Source organism: Marinicella pacifica (assembly GCF_014636635.1).
In the GTDB taxonomy this organism is placed as follows: domain Bacteria; phylum Pseudomonadota; class Gammaproteobacteria; order Xanthomonadales; family Marinicellaceae; genus Marinicella; species Marinicella pacifica.
Map to the genome: position 1 here is coordinate 36,379 of NZ_BMEO01000006.1, position 19,700 is coordinate 56,078.

Genomic DNA, 19,700 nt, shown 5'->3' on the forward strand with positions numbered 1-19,700 from the left:
CATTTTCGGGTCAAAAATTTGAATGTAGATTAATTTCCCGGCCTTGAACTTTGGCTTTTTTAATTCTATTTTCCAAAAACCCGGACTTATGCAGAGGTCTCTACCAGTGATTATAAAGGCTTAAGCCAAAATAATTAAAATCTTCGGTGTAAAATTGCCCGTAAGGGGCGTGACCTTCCTGATATTCTAAAAATACATCAACAGGCCGATTAAACCATTTGTTGATTCTGAGTCCTGCGCGCAGTGTGAGATTAATGGCTCGATCGGCTTCCGGCCAGGCCGAAAAATCCATGCCCAACAGGGGCATAAAATCTGCGGATTCATCGCCTCGGTATTGCCAGCCGGCTTGCCACTGAAGCGGATGCAGTCCACCGGGTTCCATACGGGTTATAAAGCCGCCACCGGCATAAACATCCCATTGCCCCAGCGATTTAAAAGCCAGAAACTTGAGGATTTCGTAAGACAGGTTTGTTCGTTTGCTGAGATAATCCTGGTTTTCAATTAAAAATTCATCGCCCAAATGGGTGCTGCGGTGGCGATAAGACAGGCGCCATGACCAGTCAGGCCGGTGCTGAACCAGTTCGCCGCCGACGGTGAAATCGGTATTAATTAATGCACCACCACGGTTATTGCGGGTGCTCAGTTCTTCCACATCAAACTGCGCCCGGATTTGACCAAACACATTCAAATAGATTTCAGGCTGTTCAAAAAGTGAAAAATCAGCCACATTCACCCGATGCCCCAAACCCACCAACATGGCATCAAATTCCTCACCCAACAAATCCATGCGACCCAGGCTGTAACGAAAACCGGCTTCATCCAAATCAGCGATTAATACCGGCAATTGTGAGGTTTGGGTGTTTGATTGAGACAGCTCATTGGCTTGTTCGGATGGGTGTTGTTGATCTGACTGTGCGTTTTGATTTTGGGCTTTGCTTAAATTGTCATAGCACACCAGACGACCATAATCGCTTTCAATTTCACTGCATGCCTGCAAAGCATCAGCCAGGGGTACTGGTTGTTTTTCGGCCTGAACCGAAAAACTTAAGACAGTGATTAATAGAAAGAAAAAAACCGTTTTCATAATTTAAAAACCTGCCGAACTGATCAGCCCGGCAGGTTATCATGATTTACTGGGCTAAATTTCGCAACACATAATGCAAAATTCCACCATGACGACAATACTCCACCTCTTTGGGCGTGTCAATGCGCACATCCACATCAAATTCAACGGTGCTGCCATCTTCACGGTGAGCGGTGATATGTGCGGTTTTGCTGTTGCCGTTTTCCAAGCCGGTGATGTCATAAGTTTCATGACCGGTTAAATCATAAGTTTCCGCACTTTCACCGGCTTTAAATTGCAACGGAATGACACCCATTCCAACCAGATTAGAACGGTGAATGCGCTCGTAACTTTCCACCAGCACTGCTTTCACACCCAATAGGTTGGTGCCTTTGGCCGCCCAGTCACGTGAAGAACCGGTGCCGTATTCTTTTCCTGCAATAATCACCAGGGGCACTTGGTCTTTTTGGTATTTAATTGAAGCATCAAAAATGCTCATTTGCTCATCACTGGGCTGATGGCGGGTCCAGCCGCCTTCGGTGCCCGGAGCCAGTTGGTTGCGCAGACGAATGTTGGCAAAGGTGCCGCGCATCATCACCTCATGATTACCCCGCCGCGAACCGTAGGAATTAAACTCGGATTTGTCAACGCCTTTGGCCTTCAGATAGCGACCGGCCGGGGAGTCCTCGGCGATGGAACCGGCCGGAGAAATATGGTCAGTGGTGACCGAATCACCCAGTTTCGCCAAAACCCGGGCACCCTTAATGTCACTGATCCCGGCCACATCCAAGGTCATGCCTTCAAAGTAGGGTGGGTTTTTAATGTAGGTGGAATCATCCTGCCAGTCGAATAACTCAGAGGCTGAAGTTTTGACATTTTTCCAGTTGTCATCACCTTCAAAAACACCGTCATAACCTTTGGCAAACATGTCATTGGAGACATTGTTCTGTATGGTGTCGGCAATTTCATGGTTGCTTGGCCAGATGTCTTTTAAATAGACATCACGGCCCTCATGGTCTTGTCCCAGTGGGTCTTTTTGAACATCAATGTCCATGGTGCCGGCAATCGCATAGGCGACCACCAAAGGCGGGGAAGCCAGAAAGTTCATGCGCACATCCGCATGGATTCGACCTTCGAAATTTCGATTGCCGGACAATACAGACGTGGCCACCAAATCGTTGTCATTAATGGCTTTCGACAAGGCCGGATCTAAGGGACCTGAGTTGCCGATACAAGTGGTACAACCGAAACCCACCACATTAAAACCGAGGGTTTCCAAGTCATCTAATACACCGGCTGATTGTAAATAATGGGTCACCACTTTTGAACCGGGTGCCAGAGACGTTTTCACCCAGGGTTTCACTGTCAGACCTTTCTCTGCGGCATTGCGAGCCAGCAAACCTGCACCGAGCATCACAGCGGGATTCGAGGTGTTGGTACAAGAGGTGATGGCGGCCACAGCAATGTCGCCATCTGTAAAGTGGTATTCACCGCGTTCTGCTTTAACCGGTATGGATTTTTTGTCACGGCCATTTTCAAAAGCATTAAATAGGTTTTGGAATTTTTCTTTGGCTTCGGTTAAGACAATGCGATCCTGCGGACGTTTCGGGCCTGAAATACTGGGTACCACGGTACTCATGTCTAACTCAAGAACCGCTGTATATTCAGCATCTTCACTGTTCTCATCGTGGAACATGCCTTGGGCTTTGGCGTATTGTTTGACTAATTCTACCTGTTCTTCGCTGCGACCTGACAGGGTTAAATAACGCAATGTTTCATCATCCACCGGAAAAATACCACAGGTGGCACCGTATTCAGGGGCCATATTGGCCAGGGTAGCCCGGTCTGCCAGTGGTAAGTGCTGTAAGCCTGAGCCAAAGAATTCGACAAATTTACCGACCACACCATGTTCACGCAACATTTCGACCACAGTTAATACAAGGTCGGTGGCCGTGGCGCCTTCGGGTAAGCGACCGGTTAATTTAAAGCCGACGACTTGCGGAATCAACATCGAAATGGCCTGACCCAGCATAGCCGCTTCAGCTTCAATACCGCCGACACCCCAGCCCAGCACACCCAGACCATTAATCATGGTGGTGTGGGAGTCAGTACCGACCACAGTATCCGGGTAAGCGGTGAGTTCACCGTTTTGTTCGGCACCAAAAACCACCCGTGCCAGGTATTCCAGATTAACCTGATGCACGATACCATTACCCGGTGGAACCACTTTAAAAGTATCAAAAGCTGACTGACCCCATTTTAAAAAGCCATAACGTTCTTTATTGCGCTCAAATTCGATTTGGGTATTGCGTTCTGCGGCATCCGCAGTGCCGTATTTATCCACCTGTACCGAGTGGTCAATCACCAGTTCGGCGGGGGACAGCGGATTGATTTTTTGCACATCACCACCGAGGCTTTTCATGGCATCGCGCATGGCGGCTAGATCCACCACCGCCGGAACGCCGGTAAAGTCCTGCAGAACCACCCGCGATGGCGTGAAAGCAATTTCGGTGGCCGGTTGAGCTTGTGGATCCCATTGTGCCAGGGCCTGAATGTCCTCAAAAGTGACATCCACACCGTTTTCATGACGCAGTAAATTCTCCAATAAAATTTTCAAACTAAACGGCAAATGTGCAATATTGATTTGCTCATTAAGTTTGGCTAAGCTGTAGTAACGGTAATTTTTATTGTTGACAGCCAGTTGCATGGCCGTTTTTAATGTGTCACTCATTTTATGGAATCCCTAAGTCATTAAATTAAAGAATCGGCTGCCACATCGGACAACCGCTAAAAAGCGCGGTATTATCGCATTTTTACCGTGGAAAAAACAGTCTGAGTACTGTTTAAAATCGCTTATGAGGACAGCAGCGGTTGTTTCAGCAACTGTTCGGCTTGTTGGATATGGGCCTTGCGCTTAAACAATAATTGAAAATGACTGCCGCCGACTTGTTTCCAGAGAACCGCGGAGCGGATGCCGGCCAGTAAAATCGCGCGAATACGTTCCGTAACTTCTTTATTTTTTAGGTGATAGGGTTGTCCTGCGATAACCACTCTGGGTTGCAGTTGGCTGATGGTTTTGGAGTAGGTGGCGGCCAGAATTTCAATAACAGCCTGTTCATTCTCATCAAATTGACCCAGGTGTTGGGCCTGTTGAATGCCATGCTGAATCTGTTTAACCATGGCTTCATTCAACATCAGTTTTGATTGTAAATTTAACAGAGTCAAAACATATTTAATCACGTTTAAATAGGCTTTGTCTTTGTTAAAGGATTTGATCAGGGTCCTTAAACCCAAAGACAGTCGGTTCATATCGTGATTAAACACCGCCGGGGTGGACTCAGGATTAACCACAAATAAACTTTCAATACTGCCGGCAAAACAATCGCGGCGACTGACGGCGCCTGACTGAGCCAGTTCATGGGCACAGGCCGCCGCTTGATAAACACCGGCTAAGGCGATGGTTTGATCTCTCATGATTGTAACTCACAGGTTGAGGTTAATATATCAGAATCGGTGATTACCGCACCGCCTAAACAGACGTTGTCCTGATAAAATACCACCGACTGTCCCGGTGTGATGGCACGCTGCGGTTGATCAAAATAAACCGTTAACTGACCATTGTCAGACTGTGACACGGTACAGTTCTGATCCGGTTGGCGGTAGCGTATTTTAGCCTGACAAATAAGTGGAAATTCAGGGGCGAGACCACTGATCCAATTGATCTGATCAGCGTGTAATTGATGACCCAAAATCAGGTGTTCATGGTCACTTTGGCCCACAATAAGTTGGTTTTTGTTATGGGCTTTGGCAATCACAAACCAGGGCTCTGGTAGGGCATCTTTGACGCCGCCGATACCCAATCCTTGTCGCTGACCGATGGTGTAGTACATCAGTCCATTATGTTGTCCGACCACAGTGCCTTTTGGGGTGACAATCTCACCGGGATTGGGTTTCAGGTATTGGCTTAAAAAATTCTGAAACCGCTTTTCGCCGATAAAACAAATACCGGTGGAGTCTTTTTTATCGTGCACGGATAAACCCAACTCAGCGGCTTTGTCGCGGACTTCGGGCTTTTCTATTTCACCCACCGGAAACAAACTACGTGCCAGCTGATGTTGCTGAATGGCATACAGGAAATAACTTTGGTCTTTGTTGGAATCCACACCTTTTAACAGCTGATACTGACCATTGCATTCGGCTTTACGCACATAATGACCGGTGGCAATAAATTCAGCGCCCAAATCATCGGCATGATCGAGAAAAGTTTTAAATTTTATTTCCCGGTTACACAAAATATCTGGGTTTGGTGTACGGCCTTTTTGATATTCTTCCAAGAACTCACTGAACACATAATCCCAGTATTCAGCCGCAAAATTACGCCGATGTAGTTTAATACCTAACCGGTCGCACACGGCTTGTGCATCTTTGACATCCTCGTCTGCAGTACAGACGTCGCTGGTGTCATCTTCTTCCCAGTTCTTCATAAACAGTCCGGCGACTTGATTGGGATGTTGTTGCTGTAATAGGGCGGCACTGACCGAGGAATCAACGCCACCGGACATGCCCACGATGATTTTTTCGGACATTGTTAATCGTAATAACTAAAGATATCTAAGGGTGTTTGCTTGCCATTGATATAGTGGTCAATATGGTGCAACACAAGGGGTGAGCGCAATCGATTATGGTGAGCCGCCACCTCATCACGGGTCATCCAGAGCGCACGAATAATACCCTCATCTAAAATCTGATTAGGCATTAACTGAATCGCTCTTCCGGCAAAACAAGAACGTAAATAGTGGTTGCCTGATGCACTGGTCCACTGAGAAAATTCGACCAGGTAATCAATCTGAATCTGCCAGGCTGTTTCCTCCAGGGTCTCACGGACTGCAGCTTCGGGCAAAGTTTCTCCCGGTTCCAAATGACCGGCGGGTTGATTAATCTTGATTTCACCATGGACATTTTCTTCAACCATTAAAAAACGGCCGTCACGCTCCACAATGGTGGCCACTGTGACCCGTGGTAACCAGTCTCTCATACTTTGGTTCCCAGCCACCTTAAGCCGGCAAACATAGCGGCTAAACCGATGGCCAGCGCGATCCACGGGGATAAGCCCAGGCTGGTGGGAATAATGCCGATTAAAATAGCAAAACCACCGGCATACAAGGCGTAGGGAATTTGGGTGCGTACATGTTCGATGTGATCACAACCTGACGCCATTGACGATAAAATGGTGGTGTCTGAAATGGGTGAGCAATGGTCACCCCACACCGCACCGGCCAGTACGCTGGCTATGGTAATGTGAATGATGTGTAAATACTCGACATCCAGCACACCTTGTGCACTCATCACATTCCAGGTAATCGGAATAATTAAGGGAATTAAAATACCCATGGTGCCCCAACTGGAACCGGTGGCAAAGGCAGTGAGAGCAGCCAGTAAAAAAGTTAATACCGGCAACCAGTAATAGCTTAAGTCATCTTGTAATAAAGAGGAGATATAATCACTGGTTTCCAGCTGGTCGGTGATGGCAGCCAGCGACCAGGCAAGTATAAGGATAACAATCGCCTGAAGCATGGGTTTCATACCTTCATACCAGGCTTCAATGGTATCATCCAGTGACAATATCCGTTGACTAACGCTCATGAGCACAGCCACGATGGTGGCAGCAATACTGGCCCACAACATGGCTTTAAAGGCATCCGAAGCGCCGATGATGTCTTTTAAACTTTGATTGTCCAGTTCAGGGTTTAATCCGGTGACGTATAATCCGCCCATCACCACCACGATTAATACCCCAAACGGGATGAGTGCATTAACGGCACGATGCGGTTTGTTTTCGATCGGCTGAATATCATCATCGGCCAGGCCGATGCCCTCGGTGGTGTTAATTTCACCGCTGCGGGCTTTTTGTTCAGCCGTCAGCATGGGACCAAAGTCACGACCGGTTAAGGCAATATAAAAAGTCAAAGCAATTGCAAATAGCGGATAAAAACTATAGGGAATGGATTGTAAGAACATGATGTATGCGCCATCTCCCTGGTGGTTAATGGACCGCAAGGCTTCATCAATTAAACCCACTTCAAAACCCACCCAGGTGGTGATAAAAGCAATGCTGGCAATCGGCGCGGCGGTAGAATCCACAAGATAAGCCAGTTTTTCCCGTGAAATTTTCATTTTATCGGTTACCGGCCGCATGGTGTTGCCGACCACCAAAGAATTGGCATAGTCATCAAAAAAAATACTCAAACCCATGGCGATGGTGGCCAGCGAAGCCCGCTTCACAGTATTCGCCCAGTTGACTATTAAATTGACCACACCGACCATACCGCCGTTACGGGAACTGATGCCCACCAGCCCGCCAATCAGCAAGGAAAAGATAATCACCGAAGCGTGATCGGTGTCTGCCAGCGCTTCCACGGTATATTTCTGGACGGTCACCAGGGGTGATGTCCACAGGGCTTGCCAGGCTAAATCACCAATCAACCAGACGCCGAACATTAAACCCACAAACAACGCCGGTATCACCTGACGAAACAACAAGGCCACACCGATGGCCAATAAAGGCGGCACCACCGACAACCAGGTGCCGGCGTAAATAAGGGCGGTTTCTGTTTCAGCCGCCTGTAAGCTACCGGCGAAGAGCAAGGCTGTCAAGCCGGTGATTATGTTCGCTGTGGGCATATTTGTGTTCCCTTTTTTATTTTTGAAAGCAAATTTTAGCATTATCGTTGATTTAATTCAGCCAAACGTTCAGGCGTGCCCACATCGGTCCATAGACCATGGTAAATTTGACCGCCGGCTTGTTGATGTTGAATGGCGGAGTGGATTAATGGTGCCAGTTTAAAGGCTTGTCGAGAACGATGACTGACAGGCTTGAACAGCGCCGGACTGTAAACGCCGATGCCACTGTAGGTAAAACTGTCATGGGTCGGGGTAACTGACATCAATCTGTTGTTATGAAGAGAAAAATCACCTGACTGATTGTGCTCAGGGTTGGGTACCAACACAATATGCAGCCAATCATTATTCAGTGAAACGTTAATGAGACGACTGTAATCCATGTCTGTGAAAACATCGGCGTTGACACACAAAAAGGGCTGGTCACCGAGTAAAGGAAGGGCTTTTAACATACCGCCGCCGGTTTCTAAGGCCCGGCCACGTTCATCTGAAATTTGGATGGTTAAGCCTTTGGGGGTTTCGGTTTTAAGAAACTCAATAATTTGATCGCCTAACCAGGATACGTTGATAACAATGTCACGGAAACCGGCCTTTTTTAAAGCCAACAGATGGTGTAAAAGCAAAGGTTGACCCTGAACCGGAACCAGAGGTTTGGGCGTTTTGTCAGTGATGGGTTTGAGTCGCTGACCGCGACCGGCGGCCAAAATAAATGCTTTCATGGACTAAACTATTGGGCCTTAATCCTTGGCTGTAGTTCGTTTAACAATTGATTAAATTCATACAATTCCGGATATTTTTCAGCCACTTGCTTGAGGTATTTAAGCGTTCTTGGGATGTCATTGAGGTAATGACTTTTGCCGTCACGGTAATGAAGTCGACAAAAAATACCGATGGTTTTTAAATGCCTCTGAGCGGTCATGGTGTGGAACCATTCCATAAATTGGGACATGGCTATGCTGCTATGATGAAGCGCATTGTAATGCTGTATGAAATAATCACACAATTGTTGGACAAATTCATCCGGCCAGCTGATGTAACAGTCTTTTAACAGGGAGACCAGATCATAACTGAAAGGGCCGTGTACGGCATCCTGAAAGTCGATGATTCCCGGGTTGTTGTTTTCGGTAACCATTATATTACGGGCATGGTAATCACGGTGAACCATCACACGAGGCTGTTCTAAAGCATAACCCAATAACCATTGTCTGGTTTCTTTTAAAACCCTGCATTGTTTATCATCCAGTTCATAGCCCAGATGAGCGCCGATAAACCATTCATCGAACAACAACATTTCATTGTTTAATAATTCTTGAGAATATTTGGGTAAAGGGCTGGTTTGTGGTGTGATCTGTAATTTTAATAAACTATCAATGGCTTGTTTGTACAGTTGAATTGCATTGTCTTCGTTGAGTACATCCAGGTAAAGGGTTGAGCCCAAATCACTGAGTAATAAGAAACCCTGCTCAAGGTTACGTCCGTAAACCTCAGGAACATGGATATGGTGTTTTATTAACATCTGCTGGATTTCGAGAAAAGCCGTTAAATTCTCCTGTTCTGGTGGCGCATCCATGAGAATAAAAGTGTGTTCATTGGTGACAACCCGAAAGTACTGACGAAAGCTGGCATCGGCAGAGGCGGGACTCAAGGTGAAATTACGGTGACCAAAATGGTCGGCTAACCAATGATGACGTTGGCTTTGTCGATTCAGCATATGTAGGGTGATATCAGGGTTGCTCTGGTAGGTTTTTAACGTGTTTGAAAACAGTGTTCAAGACCAGGTTGTGTTCAAAATACACCACAAAATCAGCGTATTCCCATCGGGTTATCGGTGGTTCACCCACCGCTGCACGACGCACCAATGGCGCACCAAACCGCTGTTCCACCTGTTGCATGTTCTGACCATGCTTGGGCACCGCCTGATTGGCCTGTTGTTGGGTGCGCTCTATGAGCAATACTTCTGCTGAAACCGCACAAGAAACCAGACTGAATAGCACGATATAAATACATTTTTTAATCATCATTTGAATACTCCCGCTTCCTTAATGAATTGTTTAAAAAACTTATTTTAGCAATAAATTAAACCAGTTGTTATCTTAAAAAGAAACAATTTTACGACTGTGAACCACTTGGCAATTTTGACTTTGCTATATAATGCCTGCCATGAAAAAAGGTTTAAGTCATTTATTTCAGGTTTATACCTGGCTCATTATTTTCCCACTGGCCTGGTTGTGGACTGCATTCATTGCCATCATAGTCATTGTACTAACCTGGCTGGGTGCGGGTGCCTGGGCGGATAAATATGTGGCGCGTTTGTGGGGTCGGTTTATATTATGGATTACCCCGGTGCGGATTAAAATTGCTAACATGGACGTGATTGATAAAAACCAATCCTACGTGATTGTGGCCAACCACCAGAGCACTTACGACATTCTGGTGCTTTATGGCTATTTGCCCATGGCTTTTAAATGGGTGATGAAAATCGAATTGCGCAAAGTCCCTTTTATTGGTTACACCTGTGCTTTGATGGGTCATATTTATGTGGACCGCAAAAATCGCCAGGCCGCTCAAAAAACCATGCAGCAAGCCGGCGCAAAACTCACCGGCGGTATTTCTGTGTTGTTTTTCCCCGAAGGTACTCGTCATACGGGTACAGGTTTATTGCCATTCAAAAAAGGCGCATTCAAAATGGCCCAATCACTGGGTTTGCCTATTTTACCGGTAATCATCAAAGGCGCAGAACAGGTGATGCCGGCCAAAAGTTTACGTATACTGCCCGGAACCATTGAACTTGTATTTCAGCCGCCTATTTCGGCAGAAACGGTGAAGGGTAAATCCACGGATGACTTAATTCAACTCAGCCGGTCACTTCTGCACACTGAATGACGCCTCCAAGGAAGGTGGTGTGCTGCGTGAGCCGGGAGCGTAAGTGTACGCCTCCAAGGAAGGTGGTGTGCTGCGTGAGCCGGGAGCGGAAGTGTACGCCGCAATAACTTTCTTTCATCACAACAGATGTTGGTTATTCGGTGATATGAAATCTGTAAAACATTTATTATAATAGACACATGAAAACAATTAAAAAAACACTCATCATCGTTCTGGTGATTATATTGCTGTCATTTATTGTGACACTGAGCGCCTTAAATCTTGAAGCCGGTGAGCTGAATATGTACTTTTTCACCGTAAATGCCAGTTTAGGGTTTATTGTATTGATGACTTTGATTGCCGGCGTTTTGATTGGGGCTCTGATCAGTTGGGTGCTGTGGCTGTGGCCGGCCAACCGGGAGAAGCGCCACTGGCAACGTCGTTATCATCAGCTTAGGCAGGAAACTGAATCCCAACCCGCTTCTTCACAAGCGCTGAAATCGCCGACTGAAACCCGATGACCAGTGGTTTTATTTGGGTTTCAACGGCCCTGTTATGTGGTGTTTTGATGGGTATGTATCTGGCCTATATGTTGCGCAATGTGGCCACTCAGAAAAAACTTGAGCAATTAAACCATCGCTATTTCAAAGGCTTAAACTATTTACTTAATGATGAATCTGATAAAGCCATTGATGTTTTTATTCAGTTGGCAGAAACCTCTCATGCCACCTTTGAACCTCAACTGGCACTTGGCAATTTATACCGCAAAAAAGGTGAAGTGGACAAAGCCATCAAACTGCATCAGGCCTTAATTGCCCAGGCGCAATTACCCGAACGCTATCGCACGCGAGCCTTGCTGGCCATCGGCAAGGATTATATGAGTGCCGGTTTACTGGACCGTGCGGAAGTTTTGTTTGCTGAACTGGTGGAAATCGAAGCCCACACCCCCGAGGCCCTCAAGTGGCTGATGGACATCTATCAACAAGAACAGGACTGGCAGCAAGCCATTAAAACAGCGTCACGCTTTCAGGCCGCCACCGGACGTTCGATGCGTACCAACATTGCCCACTATCATTGTGAATTGGCAGATGCCGCGCGACTCAACAATGATGAAGCGGAGGCATTAAAACATCTGACTGCGGCTTTGCGGGTAGAAGAGCAGTCGGTTCGGGCGCATTTGAGTATTGGATTGATTGAACAGGCCAATAATCGCCATCAGACAGCCATCGCTTCTTTTCAGCAGGCGATTGTGGCTGACAAAAGTTTCGTACCGATTGTACTGGAGCCTCTGGTCAAAAGTTATCAGGCGATTGATGCGCCCGGTGATTTGATTCATTACCTCAACGACCTCAACAACCACTATGACGGTATCAGTCCGGTGTTGGCTCTGACCCGATTGACCGAACAGCAAACAGGCAGTGCGGCAGCCCGTGATTTATTACGTCGGCACCTGACTGAAAACCCGTCTTTTAAAGGTCTGGCTATGTTATTGAGTTTAGAGGGAACGGACGAAGACCACAGAAAAAGTGCCGATGAAACTATTTTAAAGAAACTGATATCACGACTGTTGGCCAAGCAACCACGTTTACGCTGTCGGAAATGTGGGTTTGGGGCACAATCCGTGCATTGGCAGTGTCCCAGCTGTAAGAACTGGGGCGTGGTGAAACCGATTGATGATGTGGTTTGATACACCCTGGCAATGGGTTATGCTGTGGGCTGCGCTTATTTTTGGACTAAGCTATCTTTATGTCAACGGCCGTTTAATTCGTTTTTCAGATCAGGCCGGGCATCGAAGTTTACACCAGGGTTCGGTGTTAACCGGTGGCGGATTTTTGATTTTTCTGCCACTGTCATTGGTGATGTTCTCCAGCGGCTGGTATTTACCGGCGGCCATGCTGATGGTTTTAACCGTGGTGGGCTTATTGGATGATATTTACGCTTTATCGGCAGCGCTTCGTTTGTTTGTGCAATTGGCTGTGGTGCTGCTTACTTTAGGGTATATGGGCTTTGACAGTTCGTTATGGGGTCTGTTTATGGCCGTATCATTTTTATGGTGGCTGAATCTTTTTAATTTTATGGATGGTGCCAATGGCTTGGTTGCAATGCACGCCATTGTCACATTAGGCCTTCCTTTAATTATGTATGATATGCCGATAGCTTTAAACCCGGTGGTGGTATTCAGTCTGGTGGCGTTGTTTGTTTATCTTTATTTTAATGTGGGTTTGAAATGCCTGTTTATGGGTGATTCGGGAAGTTTACCTTTGGCCTATTTAATTGGCTTGTTGATGCTGGTGATGATGAATGCGGGTTCTTTAAATCTTATTCAAGTGTTGTTAATGCATGCAGTTTTAATCATTGACAGCAGTCTGACCCTGCTGAACCGTCTTTTTCGGGGTGAACCCATCATGCAAGCCCACCGCAGTCATTTGTATCAACGCTTAATCAGTCAAATCACACATCATTGGCCGGTTAGTCTGGCTTATGCTGCGCTCACCGCGGTATGTTGTATCATCGCCTATATGATTGGGGATTATTCACTCACCAGCCAATTGCTGTGGTTTTTTGGGGTTAATACCTTTTTGATGCTGGTTTTTTTTCACTGCAGACGCATTGGCAGGTAGAATAAGCCCATGTTTAAACAATTGACACCTTTGCGACTTGCGGTTATCGGCCATGATTTATTTATGGTGTGGCTGGCGTGGGTGGTCAGCTTTTTGATTCGCTACAGTATCTGGCCGTTATCACCGGCGGTTACCTGGTGGTCCTATGAAATTGCCATGGTTCTGGTGGTGCAGGGACTTGTTTGTTTTTATTTCGACATGTACCGCGGCCTATGGCGTTTTGCCAGTATTCCGGATCTCATCAACCTGATGAAATCTGCGGTGGTGGGAACCCTGTGTATAGCGGCTATATTTTTTCTGCTGAACCGCCTCAGTGGCATGCCACGCAGTGTGATTGTGATGTATCCGATTTTGTTGGTGCTGTTTTGGGGTGTGCCGCGGATTGGTTATCGGTTATGGAAAGATAAGTACTTTAATCTCAGCCAAGACAGTATTCCGCGGGTTATTTTGGTGGGCGCGGGCAATATTGCCGATTTATTTATTCGCAATGCAGTGACTAACCGAAGTTGTCATGTGATGACCATTGTCGATGACGACAACAAGTATCACGGTACCCAGTTACGTGGTATTAAAATTCAACGCGGTGTCAGTCAGCTGACTGATTTGGTGACAAAGTATGGCGTGGATTTGGTGGTTATCACTAAACAAAACCCGGACGCGGCGCTCATCAGGACTGTGGTGGATGCCCTGGCCGAAAGTAATTGTCAGATACGCATTGCGCCGGATCCCGATGATTATGACAGCCATTTGGCCAACGTCAACGACCTTCAGCCGATTACGGTGGAAGATTTGCTGGGACGTGAAAAAGTGGAACTGGAATGGCAGCAGGTGGCCGATTTCGTGCGCAATAAATCGGTGCTGGTAACAGGTGGCGGTGGTTCCATCGGCGCTGAACTGTGCCGCCAATTGGCACGTTTTGGGGTCAGTCAGCTTACCATCGTGGATCATTCAGAGTTTAATTTATACGCCATCGACAACGAACTAAACAGCGGTCCGACTTTAATTAATGCCCGGTTAGGCGATGTCACCAATCAGGCTCAACTGTATTATCTGTTTAAACAAGTGAAACCCGATGTGGTATTTCACGCCGCGGCATACAAACATGTGCCTTTATTGGAAAGCCACTTGTGCGAAGCTTATCTGAATAATGTGATCGGCACCCAAACTGTGGTCGATTGTTGTCATCAGTTTCAGGTTGCCAAAATGGTTCTGATTTCCACTGATAAAGCGGTTAATCCGCACAGTGTTATGGGTGCCACCAAACGGCTTGCTGAAAAATATTGTCAGTACATGAACACCCAAAGTAATACCGATTATGTGACGGTGCGTTTTGGCAATGTGCTTGGCTCGGCGGGTTCCGTGGTGCCCTTGTTTAAGAAACAAATCGAGCAGGGTGGACCGGTAACGGTCACTGACGGTCGCATGGAACGTTACTTCATGACCATTGAAGAAGCCTGTCAGCTGATTTTGCAGGCCTTGGTGGTTGACCATGATGACGGGATTTTGGTGCTCGATATGGGTCAGCCGATAAAAATTGAATCGCTGGCCAAACGCATGATTGCCTTAACCGGGAAGTCGCGGGAAATAAAGATTGAATACACCGGTTTACGCCGTGGTGAAAAATTGTTTGAAGAACTGCACTATGCCAATGAGGAACTGACTGCCACGGCGGTTGACAAAATTAATCTGGCCAAACACAATAACGTCCCCACCGGACGATTGATTGAACATATTAACCACGGTCGGTCGGCGGCGGTGAATTATCGACACCGGGAACTCAAGCAGTTACTGCAAAAAATGATCAGGGATTTTAAAGGAAACCAACTGAATGTCATCAGCAAAGAACAAACCAGTAAAAAAAATAACTAAAGCCGTTTTTCCGGTCGGAGGCTTGGGCACACGGTTTTTGCCCGCCACCAAATCCATGCCCAAAGAATTGATGCCGATTATTGATAAACCCCTGATTCAATATGCGGTGGAAGAGGCGCTGGCGGTTGACATTGAGACCCTGATTTTTGTCACCAGTGCCAGTAAGCATGCCATTTTCGATCATTTTGATCCGATGCCGTCGCTGAAACTGCGCTTTGAGCAACAAGGCCGTCAGGATTTACTGGATAAAGTGGATATTCTTTCACCTGAGATTAAGACCGTGTTTATTCCGCAAGGCGAACCATTGGGCCTCGGGCATGCTGTGTTACAGGCACAAAGTCTTATAGCCCAAGATGAAATGTTTGCCGTTCTGCTGGCCGATGACTTTATAGAAGCGCCAAACAATCCATTAATGGCTTTGCTCGAATGTGCCCAATCGACCGGTCAGACGTGCTTAAGTGTTGAACAGGTGTCGCCCGAGCGCATCAGTAGTTACGGCATCGTTTCACCCAAACACTGGCACCGGGGTCAGGCTGAAATTGAAGCGATTGTGGAAAAACCGCGCCGAGAAGAGGCGCCCTCTGATTTTGGGGTGATTGGTCGTTATGTGTTACCGGCACGTATTTTTGATGTGTTGTCACACACCCAAGCGGATGCCAAAGGTGAAATTCAGTTAACCGATGCGATTAAAACCTTACTGCACCGTGAGGGTGTCCATGCAGTCAAATTGAGCGGTCAACGCTTTGACTGCGGTCATCATGAGGGCTTTGTAATGGCCAATTTGCATGTGGCCATGAAAGACCCACAATTACGCCAAAAAGTGAGGGAATATTTTTCAGCCGCCGTCTAAATGCCGGGGACTAAAAGCCTGCGGTAATAAATCTTCCACCGAATAACGGATGAGGCTGTTGTCTTCATTCAGCAAATAAATACCTGTGTTGTATTGGCTGTGTTCAGCAATAATCTGGCGACAGGCTCCGCAGGGCGGACAGGGGTTTTTTTGTGCCGACACAATCACAATATCCTGAATGCTTTGACCTTGTGCCAAAATCATGGCCGCCACCGCCGCCTGTTCTGCGCAACATCCAATGGGATAGGCTGAATTTTCCACATTACAGCCTGAATGAATAAGTCCTGCATTATCTGAGAGAGCTGCCCCGACTTTAAACTTTGAATAGGGCGCATAGGCTTGCTGCATCGCCTGTTTGGCCGCAGACAGGAGCTTTTGAATATCAGGCATCGGGCAAGTAGTAAATGGCGCGCAAATGGCGCAGACGTTCTTCTAAATCCATACCATAACCAAAAATATAATGGTCATCGATTTTTAATGCGGTGTATTCCGGTTCATAATCGGCATAACCGCGATCATGTTTTTTATACACCAACACCACCGATTTTACCGAAGCGGCCCCTTTAAGCAAGCACCAGTCATGGGCAGCTTTCAAGGTGTGACCCTGGTCGTAAATATCATCACACAAAATAACATGTTTGTTATGCATGTGAATTTCAGGCTGGTATTTCCACACCAGCTGACCACCGGTGGTGCTTTTACCATAGCGAGACAATTGCAGATAATCCATTTCCATATCAATGTTTAAGTGCAGGCTCAATTCGGATGCAAAAATCATGCCGCCATTCATTATGGTTAAAAAGGCCACTTTTTTATCGGCATATTCCCGGTTAATCTGTTCAGCGACGCTGAGCGTGGCCTGATCAATCTTTTGTTGTTCAACCAGAACTTCGGCACCCTTGGGTAATAATTTTTGATACATATTTAATTTAATTCTTTTTTAGTGCGGTGATTTTGTTAGAATCATTCCTTTTTAATGGCAAAAGACCTCACTATGAATAAAAAAAGTCTGATCACCGTGTTGTTGTTGGTGAATTTTATGGCGGTTGCCGACAGTATGCAAGGACAACCCGCACCGGTGTTTAATTTAAAAGACCAAAACGGGCAAAGCCACCAGTTGGCTGATTACAAGGGGCAATGGCTGGTGTTGTATTTTTATCCCAAAGACGGCACCTCAGGTTGTACAGTGGAGGCCAATGCCTTTAAAGACAATTATGATAAACTCAAAGCCATGAACACCGAAGTCTTGGGTATCTCCTTAGATGATGCCGAATCACATCGGAAATTTATAGCTGAACACGATTTGCCGTTTAATTTGTTGGTGGACAGTGACAAGGTGATGTCACGGGCTTACGGCGTGGATGGCGGTGCGGCTTTTTTCAGTTATGCCAAACGCCAGACTTTTATTGTGAACCCCGAAGGTGTGATTGTGAAGCATTTTGAAGCAGTGGATCCTGACACCCATGTGGATGAGGTACTCAAGGCCCTTAACACTTTACAGACTGAAAATAATGACGGCAGTCAGGATAAGGCCGGGCATGACGGACAAGTGGTTATTGCCGAAGAATTGGAAGATGCACTGGTCTATGGAGATGCATGGCCACATGATGAAACCCATGAATATAATCTGAACCGGGTTTTGGCATCGCCTGAACGTTATGAAAACAATAATTTTGTGATTTCAGGACGCATCACCCGGGTGTGTCAGACCATGGGTTGTTGGATGGTGCTCAGCGATGGCGATGATTTTGCCCGTGTGGATTTTAATCAACACAGTTTTTTTATTCCCAAAGATTCTCAAGGTCAGGCGCAGGTTTTCGGCCATTTGAAAATGATCAAAGACAGTGCTGAAAAACGGGCACACCTAACCGCAGAAGGGGCCGGTGAGCTGGCGCCTGAACGGTATGAGATTATTGCCTATTCCGTTAAAGTAAACAAATAAACCTGAGGGAATTAATTCATGTTGGGTGTATTTGGAATTTTATTGTCGTTGGGTTTGCTGATGTACCTGGCTTATCGGGGCATCAGCGTGATTATTCTGGCTCCCATACTCGCCATGCTGGCGGTGGTGCTGGCCGGTGAAGGATCGCAGATGCTGGGTATTTACACCCAGGTGTTTATGGTTAAGCTGGGTGGTTTTGCCATTAAGTATTTCCCGATTTTTCTGCTGGGGGCTATTTTCGGCAAACTTATGGAGGATTCCGGATCAGCCAAATCCATTGCCCAAACCATCATTAATAAACTCGGTCAACACCATTCTGTATTTGCCATCGTTGCTTCTTGCGGATTGCTCACTTATGGCGGGGTATCGGTGTTTGTGGTGGCGTTTGCGGTTTACCCCCTGGCCGCAGCTTTGTTTAAAGAAGCGGACATGCCCAAACGTTTTGTACCGGCAGCAATTGCCTTGGGCGCCTTTACCTTCAGTATGACGGCGTTACCCGGCACCTCTCAAATTCACAACATTATCCCGACCAGTTATTTTGGCACTGACATGTATGCCGCGCCGGTTGTTGGTCTGGTGGCCGGTTTTGCGATCATGTTCACCGGTATCTGGTGGATTAACCGGCGGGTGAATGAATTTAAGGCTGAAGGTTACGGCAGCAACCATAAAATGGAACCGGTGATTGACCCTGATTTAGAGCAAAGGTTGCCCAATCTGTGGGTGGCTTTAATCCCGGTTCTGATTGTGGTGTTGTCCAATTTCGTGCTTCAAAAATACGTCATACCCGGCTGGAACACAGGTTATTTAAACAGCGAAAAATTCGGTTATATCAATCCGGATAAACTGATCTCTATTTGGTCGATGATTATGGCCCTGATTATGGCTGTGCTTTCGGTGATTGCTTTAAACTGGCGTCGTATCCGAAACGTCAACACCAGCCTCACCAAAGGCGCCATCGGTTCCATGCTGCCGACATTTAACACCGCATCGGAAGTGGGTTACGGTGCCACCATTGCCTCTTTGGCGGCATTTACCCTGGTGAAAGATGCCGTGGTGAATATTTCTCCTAACAACCCTTTGATTTCGGAAGTGGTGGCGGTGAATGTATTGGCCGGTATCACCGGTTCAGCCTCCGGCGGTTTAACCATCGCTCTGGAAGCCCTTGGCAGCACTTATGCCCAGATGGCAACCCAGTTTGGCATCAACCCTGAATGGATGCACCGCCTGGCCTCGATGGCCTCCGGAGGATTTGATTCACTGCCTCATAACGGTGCTGTAATCACCTTACTGACCATATGTGGCTTAACCCACAAAACATCCTATAAAGACATTGCCATGGTTTCGCTGGCGATTCCGGTGACCATCACCGCCTTAACGGTTGCGGTGCTGAGTGTGTTTTTTGTGTAATATGTGATACCAGCGTAAAATGCAGACATAAAAAAAGCGGACCGAAGTCCGCTTTTTTTTGGGATTGTTGATTCTTTACAACGCAACAATATTTTCGGCCTGAGGGCCTTTTTGACCTTGGGTAACGTTGAATTCAACTTGTTGACCTTCTTTTAATGTACGAAAGCCGTCACCGTCGGACACAATCGCGCTGTAGTGGGCGAACACATCGGAACCGGATGCTTGTTGAATAAAACCAAAACCTTTTGACTCGTCAAACCACTTGACGGTACCTGTAATTTTTTCTGACATAAATTTACTCTAAATATTAAAAATTAAAAATACCCGATGATCGACAGATTGGCACCCACTGGTCAAAGTTTTGAAGATAAAGCGTTGAATAGAAAATGTAATCAGGCGAGTCTTCGA

General features: G+C 46.7%; 20 protein-coding genes. 8 read left to right on the forward strand and 12 right to left on the reverse strand.

Annotation, left to right across the window (positions count from 1 at the left end):
- Positions 1-100: 100 nt before the first annotated feature.
- From IEV16_RS08325 to IEV16_RS08365, 9 genes are all read right to left on the reverse strand, one after another.
- Positions 101-1,084 (reverse strand): DUF1207 domain-containing protein, encoded by a 984-nt coding sequence (locus IEV16_RS08325; protein WP_188365237.1) that lies wholly within the window; start codon positions 1,082-1,084, stop codon positions 101-103.
- A gap of 46 nt (positions 1,085-1,130) precedes the next feature.
- Entirely contained in the window at positions 1,131-3,794 is a 2,664-nt protein-coding gene (gene acnA, locus IEV16_RS08330; protein ID WP_188365238.1) for an aconitate hydratase AcnA, read from the reverse strand.
- 122 nt (positions 3,795-3,916) lie between these two features.
- On the reverse strand, positions 3,917-4,537 hold the full coding sequence (gene hflD, locus IEV16_RS08335; RefSeq protein ID WP_188365239.1) for a high frequency lysogenization protein HflD: 621 nt from the start codon (positions 4,535-4,537) through the stop codon (positions 3,917-3,919).
- The gene (gene mnmA / locus IEV16_RS08340) at positions 4,534-5,649 is read right to left on the reverse strand and encodes a tRNA 2-thiouridine(34) synthase MnmA (RefSeq protein WP_188365240.1); all 1,116 of its coding nucleotides are present in this window, start codon (positions 5,647-5,649) and stop codon (positions 4,534-4,536) included. Before mnmA ends, hflD begins: the two co-directional genes overlap by 4 nt.
- Positions 5,650-5,651: 2 nt before the next feature.
- Positions 5,652-6,098, reverse strand: a complete 447-nt coding sequence (locus tag IEV16_RS08345) for an NUDIX hydrolase (protein ID WP_188365241.1) — start codon at positions 6,096-6,098, stop codon at positions 5,652-5,654.
- Positions 6,095-7,744, reverse strand: a complete 1,650-nt coding sequence (locus tag IEV16_RS08350) for a Na+/H+ antiporter NhaC family protein (protein WP_188365242.1) — start codon at positions 7,742-7,744, stop codon at positions 6,095-6,097. Before IEV16_RS08350 ends, IEV16_RS08345 begins: the two co-directional genes overlap by 4 nt.
- 41 nt (positions 7,745-7,785) lie before the next feature.
- Positions 7,786-8,460 (reverse strand): N-acetylmuramate alpha-1-phosphate uridylyltransferase MurU, encoded by a 675-nt coding sequence (gene murU / locus IEV16_RS08355; protein WP_188365243.1) that lies wholly within the window; start codon positions 8,458-8,460, stop codon positions 7,786-7,788.
- Between the two features lie 8 nt (positions 8,461-8,468).
- Positions 8,469-9,452 carry an aminoglycoside phosphotransferase family protein gene (locus IEV16_RS08360; protein WP_188365244.1) on the reverse strand — a complete coding sequence of 328 codons (984 nt, stop codon included), beginning with the start codon at positions 9,450-9,452 and terminating at the stop codon, positions 8,469-8,471.
- Between the two features lie 13 nt (positions 9,453-9,465).
- Positions 9,466-9,762, reverse strand: coding sequence for a hypothetical protein (locus IEV16_RS08365; RefSeq protein WP_188365245.1), 297 nt, complete (start codon positions 9,760-9,762; stop codon positions 9,466-9,468).
- A gap of 139 nt (positions 9,763-9,901) precedes the next feature.
- On the opposite strand from IEV16_RS08365, the gene IEV16_RS08370 reads away from it, so the two are divergent.
- The 6 genes from IEV16_RS08370 (at position 9,902) to IEV16_RS08395 (ending at position 15,943) form a co-directional block, all read left to right on the forward strand.
- A complete protein-coding gene (locus IEV16_RS08370; RefSeq protein ID WP_188365246.1) occupies positions 9,902-10,624 on the forward strand; it encodes a lysophospholipid acyltransferase family protein in 723 nt (240 codons plus the stop codon).
- Between the two features lie 179 nt (positions 10,625-10,803).
- Entirely contained in the window at positions 10,804-11,124 is a 321-nt protein-coding gene (locus IEV16_RS08375) for a lipopolysaccharide assembly protein LapA domain-containing protein (RefSeq protein ID WP_188365247.1), read from the forward strand.
- Entirely contained in the window at positions 11,121-12,290 is a 1,170-nt protein-coding gene (gene lapB / locus IEV16_RS08380) for a lipopolysaccharide assembly protein LapB (protein ID WP_188365248.1), read from the forward strand. Before IEV16_RS08375 ends, lapB begins: the two co-directional genes overlap by 4 nt.
- Complete coding sequence (locus tag IEV16_RS08385) at positions 12,277-13,224, forward strand: MraY family glycosyltransferase (protein WP_188365249.1); 948 nt, start codon at positions 12,277-12,279, stop codon at positions 13,222-13,224. Before lapB ends, IEV16_RS08385 begins: the two co-directional genes overlap by 14 nt.
- Positions 13,225-13,233: 9 nt before the next feature.
- Positions 13,234-15,093, forward strand: a complete 1,860-nt coding sequence (locus tag IEV16_RS08390; protein ID WP_188365250.1) for a polysaccharide biosynthesis protein — start codon at positions 13,234-13,236, stop codon at positions 15,091-15,093.
- Positions 15,053-15,943 carry a UTP--glucose-1-phosphate uridylyltransferase gene (locus IEV16_RS08395; RefSeq protein WP_188365251.1) on the forward strand — a complete coding sequence of 297 codons (891 nt, stop codon included), beginning with the start codon at positions 15,053-15,055 and terminating at the stop codon, positions 15,941-15,943. Before IEV16_RS08390 ends, IEV16_RS08395 begins: the two co-directional genes overlap by 41 nt.
- Here IEV16_RS08395 and cdd read toward each other — a convergent pair.
- Together cdd and IEV16_RS08405 are read right to left on the reverse strand one after the other, a co-directional pair.
- Complete coding sequence (cdd, locus tag IEV16_RS08400) at positions 15,929-16,333, reverse strand: cytidine deaminase (RefSeq protein WP_188365252.1); 405 nt, start codon at positions 16,331-16,333, stop codon at positions 15,929-15,931. The two genes, IEV16_RS08395 and cdd, sit on opposite strands and share 15 nt — an antisense overlap.
- A complete protein-coding gene (locus tag IEV16_RS08405) occupies positions 16,326-16,865 on the reverse strand; it encodes a hypoxanthine-guanine phosphoribosyltransferase (protein ID WP_188365253.1) in 540 nt (179 codons plus the stop codon). The genes cdd and IEV16_RS08405 overlap by 8 nt, the downstream gene beginning before the upstream one ends.
- Positions 16,866-16,937: 72 nt before the next feature.
- Here IEV16_RS08405 and IEV16_RS08410 point away from each other — a divergent pair, with 72 nt between their 5' ends.
- Both IEV16_RS08410 and IEV16_RS08415 read left to right on the forward strand, forming a co-directional pair.
- Positions 16,938-17,885, forward strand: coding sequence for a DUF4920 domain-containing protein (locus IEV16_RS08410; RefSeq protein ID WP_229728298.1), 948 nt, complete (start codon positions 16,938-16,940; stop codon positions 17,883-17,885).
- 18 nt (positions 17,886-17,903) lie between these two features.
- On the forward strand, positions 17,904-19,292 hold the full coding sequence (locus IEV16_RS08415) for a GntP family permease (RefSeq protein ID WP_188365255.1): 1,389 nt from the start codon (positions 17,904-17,906) through the stop codon (positions 19,290-19,292).
- Between the two features lie 75 nt (positions 19,293-19,367).
- On the opposite strand, the gene IEV16_RS08420 is transcribed toward IEV16_RS08415, so the two are convergent.
- Positions 19,368-19,583, reverse strand: a complete 216-nt coding sequence (locus IEV16_RS08420; RefSeq protein WP_188365256.1) for a cold-shock protein — start codon at positions 19,581-19,583, stop codon at positions 19,368-19,370.
- Positions 19,584-19,700 lie beyond the last annotated feature (117 nt).